We start from the raw sequence: 3,756 nt of genomic DNA, 5'->3' as shown, positions 1-3,756 counted from the left end.
CGGCGGCGGCCGGGCGGCGCAGCATCCGCCGCTGCATGCCCGAACAGCATCGGGACTTCTTCGCGCAACTGCCGCTGTTCGTACTCGCCGGCAGCGACGCGCACGGGCAGCCGTGGGCGACGCTGCGCGTGGGCCAGCCCGGCTTCCTGAGCACACCGGACCCGCGCACGCTGCGCATCGCCGCGCCGCCCCTGCCCGGCGACCCGCTGGCCGGCACCTGGCGGCCGGGCGCGCCGTTCGGCGGCCTGGGCATCGCGCTCGAAACGCGACGACGCAATCGCGTCAACGGCAGCGTCAGCGCAGTCGATGGCGACACGCTGACGGTCGCGGTGGAGCAGAGCTTCGGTAACTGCCCGCAGTACATCAACAGCCGCAGCCCGACGTTCGCCGCAGGCGAGGTCCACGCGCATACCGCGACTGCCGTGTCGGCGCGTCTGAGCGATGCGCAATGCGCGCTGCTCGCGCGCTGCGATACCTTCTTCATCGCCAGCGCGAACACCTCGGAGGATGCCGGCGCCGCGCGCGGCGCGGACGTGTCGCACCGCGGCGGCCTGCCCGGCTTCGTGCGCGTCGACGATGCGCGCACCCTGACCACGCCGGATTTCAGCGGCAACCGCTACTTCAATACGCTCGGCAACCTGTTGCACGATCCGCGCGCGGGGCTGCTGTTCATCGACTTCGAACGCGGCGACCTGCTGTACCTGGCCGCCCGCGCGGAGATCGTCTGGGACGGGCCGCTACTGGCGACGTTCGCGTGCGCGCAGCGCGTGGTGCGCTTCCATCTCCGCGAAGTGCGCCACACGCGCGCCGTGTTGCCGTGGCGCTGGTCGGCGGTGCAGCGCCCAGCGCAGTTCGCCGCGGCGTCGACGCCTGCCGCCGAACGCGCCTGGCGGCCGCTGCGGATCGTGCGGATCGTCGACGAAGCGCGTGCCATCCGCTCGTTCCATTTCGCCGCCGAGGACGGCGGCGCGCTGCCGTCGTACGCAGCCGGCCAACACCTTACGCTGCGTTTCCCGATCTGCGGCAATGCCGCGCCGACGGTGCGCAACTACACGCTGTCCGACGCGCCGGGTGGCGCGCTCTACCGGATCACCGTGAAACGGCAGGGCCGGGCATCGGCCTGGCTGCACGACCATGCGCAGGTCGGCACGACGCTGGACGCGCAGATGCCGCGCGGCGATTTCGTCTTCGATGCCGCCAGCCCGCGGCCGGTGGTGTTCGTCTCGGCCGGGATCGGCATCGCGCCGATGCTGGCGATGCTGCGCCAGGCGCTGGCCGACACCGCCTCGCGGCGGCGGTTAATCTTCGTGCACGGCGCCCGCGAGGCCGCCGATCGTCCGTTCGCCGCCACACTGGCACGGCTCGCCGCGGCCGACGCGCGGCTGTCGCTGCATTGCCTGGACAGCCGAGCGGCCGGCCACGGCGCCGGCCGCATCGGCATCGCGCGGTTGCAGCGGATCCTGGCATTCGACGATTACGACTTCTACCTGTGCGGACCGCCAGACTTCATGCGCGATATGTACCGTGGATTGCGCGCGCTGAACGTGGCGGACGCGCGCATCCGCTTCGAGGCATTCGGCCCATCGAGCCTCGTCCGCGATACGAACCCCGCAGCGCCCGCAGATGCGCCACGGGTGCGCGTGCGGTTCCAGCACTCGGGACGCGAGGCGGTCTGGACCCCGGACGCCGGCACGTTACTGGAGCTGGCAGAAGCGCAGCGGATCGCTGCGCCCTCCGATTGCCGCTACGGTTCCTGCGGCACCTGCGCGACGCGCGTGCTGTCCGGCGCAGTGCATTACCTGCGTCCGCCCGACACCCAGATCGAACCAGGCTGTGCGCTGCTGTGCGTCGCCAGGCCTGCGCACGAAAGCGCCACGCCGCTGGTACTCGACCGCTGACGCGCCGACGGCACGCCGCACGCACTCACCGTGCGGCCCGCTGCGCCTGCTGCTCGGCCAGGGTCAGGGCGACGTTGTCGCGCAGGTAGGCCGGTTCGGCGCGTTCCGGCGCGATCCCTTCGCCGCGCGCGTATGCGGCCGCGGCCAGGGTCAGCACGTCGGCGGCATGCGGCAGCGCCTGCGCATCGGCGCTGCGCCAGTGCGAACCGAAGCGGCGCTGCAAGGTGCCATCGACCGCCGCCAACCCGGTGCCGACCGCGGCCCAGGCCGCATCCGGCTCCGGCAACACGAAGGCCTCCGGACTCAGCACCTGCTCCGGGGTCAGCGCCTGCAGGCCGCCGTCGGCCTGCCGCGCGTAGGCCGCGGTGTAGACCTCGCCCATGCGCGCATCGATCGCCGCCAGCACTCGCGGCGCATCGGCCGGCGCGCGCAACGCCAGCACCTGCAGCGTGGACACCGGCAGCACCGGCAAGTCCAGGGCCAGGGCGATGCCCTGCGCGATGGCGATCGCCAGGCGCACGCCGGTGAACGCGCCGGGGCCGCGACCGAAGGCCACTGCATCGAGCTGGCGGCGGCCGATGCCGGCCTCGGCGAGCAATTGCTGGGCCCAGGGCAGTGCCAGTTCGGCGTGCCGCCGCGGCGCCAGGTCGAAGCGCTCCAGCACGCGGTCGCCGACCATGACGGCGACGGAGCAGGCTTCGGTGGAGGTTTCGAAGGCGAGCAGATTCATTGGGGGCTGGGAATCGGGAATGGGGAATGGGGAATCGGAAAAGCAAAGGCGGCGCGTCGGCTAGTTTGACGTGGCCGGTGGCGTCGCGGCCTCGGGATTATCGCCCAGCGCCGGGGACTCGGCGGCGAAGAACTGGCGCACGTCCTCCACGTCGCGGGTGCGGGCGAACGGCGGCAGCGACTCCAGGAAGGTGCGGCCATAGGACTTGCTCAGCAGGCGCGGGTCGCACAGCACCAGCACGCCGCGGTCGCGCTCGCTGCGGATCAGCCGGCCCACGCCCTGCTTGAGCGCGATCACCGCCTGCGGCAACTGCTCCTCGCGGAACGGGTTGCCCCCGTCGCGGCGGATCGCCTCCAGGCGCGCCTCGAACACCGGGTCGTCGGGCGCGGCGAACGGCAGCTTGTCGATCACCACCACGCTCAGCGCATCGCCGACCACGTCCACGCCCTCGCGGAAACTGGCCGAGCCGAGCAGCACGCCGTTGCCGGAGGCGCGGAAGCGCTCGAGCAAGGTCGCGCGCGGCGCCTCGCCCTGCACGAACAGCGGCCAGGGCCCGTCGCGCAGCGCCTCGGCCGCCTCGCGCAGCGCTCGGTGCGAGGCGAACAGCAGGAAGGCGCGGCCCTGCGAGGCCTCCAGCACCGGCTGCAACGCGGCGATCAATGCGGTGCCGAAGCCGCGCGCGGCGGGATCGGGCAGCGCCGGCAGGTAGCACAGCGCCTGCCGCGCCCAGTCGAACGGGCTGGGCTGCAGCAAGGTCATCGGATCGCGCAGGCCCAGGCGGGTGGCGATGTGCTCGAACTCGCCCTTCACCGCCAGCGTCGCCGAGGTGAACACCCAGGCCGCGCGCGAGGCCTCGCGGTGCGCGCGCAGCGGCCCGGACACGTCCAGCGGCGTGCGCTGGCAGCGGAAGCCGCGCGGGGTCAGTTCGTACCACAGCACGTCGTTGGACGGCGCGTCCGCTTCCGGCTCGGCCTCGAAATCCGGAATCGGCGCATCCTCGCCGAGCCAGCGGCCCAGCCGCGTGCGCAGTTCGCGCGCACGCGCCGCGCAGGCGTCGAAGCCGGGCGAAGCCTCGCGCAGCACCGCCAGCGGTTCCTGCAGCCGCGCCAGATCGGCCAGCAGCGCATC

The 3,756-nt window shown here is 72.9% G+C and carries 3 protein-coding genes; 1 reads left to right on the top strand and 2 read right to left on the bottom strand.

Going from position 1 to position 3,756, the window contains the following annotated elements:
- On the top strand, positions 1–1,898 hold a 1,898-nt coding region (locus D183_RS0118205; protein ID WP_026144621.1), incomplete at its 5' end, for a pyridoxamine 5'-phosphate oxidase family protein.
- Positions 1,899–1,923: 25 nt separating this feature from the next.
- On the opposite strand, the gene tsaB is transcribed toward D183_RS0118205, so the two are convergent.
- Together tsaB and D183_RS25200 are read right to left on the bottom strand one after the other, a co-directional pair.
- Entirely contained in the window at positions 1,924–2,628 is a 705-nt protein-coding gene (gene tsaB / locus D183_RS0118200; RefSeq protein ID WP_017910256.1) for a tRNA (adenosine(37)-N6)-threonylcarbamoyltransferase complex dimerization subunit type 1 TsaB, read from the bottom strand.
- A 60-nt stretch (positions 2,629–2,688) separates the two neighbouring features.
- Positions 2,689–3,756: ATP-dependent DNA helicase (locus D183_RS25200; protein WP_017910255.1), on the bottom strand; the 1,068-nt coding region annotated here is incomplete at its 5' end.

The sequence above is a fragment of the Xanthomonas sp. SHU 199 genome (genome assembly GCF_000364665.1).
Classification (GTDB): domain Bacteria; phylum Pseudomonadota; class Gammaproteobacteria; order Xanthomonadales; family Xanthomonadaceae; genus Xanthomonas_A; species Xanthomonas_A sontii.
This window is presented reverse-complemented; position numbering and strand designations above follow the sequence as displayed.

Excerpts from the sequence above, each read along its gene's own strand:
- tsaB (WP_017910256.1), bottom strand. The coding sequence starts at position 2,628 with ATGAATCTGCTCGCCTTCGAAACCTCCACCGAAGCCTGCTCCGTCGCC.